Raw genomic sequence first — 711 nt, 5'->3', positions numbered from 1 at the left:
CTGATCGAGACCCTGCGGGTCAGTGGCCTGGGACAGGGCTTGTCACAGGCTCTATCCCGATGGCGTAAGCCAAGGTCGGTGCACGACCCCGGAAAGATCATCACCGATCTGGCGGTCGCCCTCGCGCTGGGCGGGGACTGCCTGGCCGACGTGGCGGTGCTGCGCTCCTCGCCGGAACTGTTCGGGCCAGTTGCCTCCGACCCGACGATCTCCCGCCTGGTCGCCACGCTGGCCGAGGCCGGACCGACAGCATTACGCCTGATCCGCGCAGCGCGGGCGGCGGCGCGGGAACAGGTCTGGAAACTGGCGCAAGAACATGCCCCGGGCGCGGGCGGCGCGCTGATCCCGGTGGATCTGGACGCCACCATCGTGATCGCGCATTCGGAGAAGGAATCGGCGGCGCCGACCTGGAAGAAAAGTTTCGGGTTCCATCCGATGACCGCGTTCATCGATCACGGCCCGGGCGGGACCGGCGAAGCCGCGGCGCTGCTGCTCCGCAAAGGCAACGCCGGTGCCAACACCGCCGCCGATCACATCACCGCCGGCCGCCTGGCCCTTAACCAGATCCCCGCGCGCCTGCACAAACACGTTCTCATCCGCACCGATGCCGGGGGCGGCACCCATGAGTTCCTGGACTGGGTGAACGCCCGCCGCCTGAAGTACTCGATCGGCTTCACTCTGACCGAGGACATCTGCGCGGCGATCCTGGCC

At 68.4% G+C, this 711-nt stretch carries 1 protein-coding gene; it reads left to right on the top strand.

Annotated features, from left to right (window positions below; genetic code table 11):
• The coding region (locus KIP79_RS46210; protein ID WP_250214968.1) for a transposase at positions 1 to 711 on the top strand (711 nt) is incomplete at both ends.

The sequence above is a fragment of the Acrocarpospora catenulata genome (assembly GCF_018476525.1).
Classification (GTDB): Bacteria; Actinomycetota; Actinomycetes; order Streptosporangiales; family Streptosporangiaceae; genus Acrocarpospora; species Acrocarpospora catenulata.
Note: the sequence above shows the minus strand (reverse complement) of the source record. Positions and strands in the feature narration are given on the sequence as shown.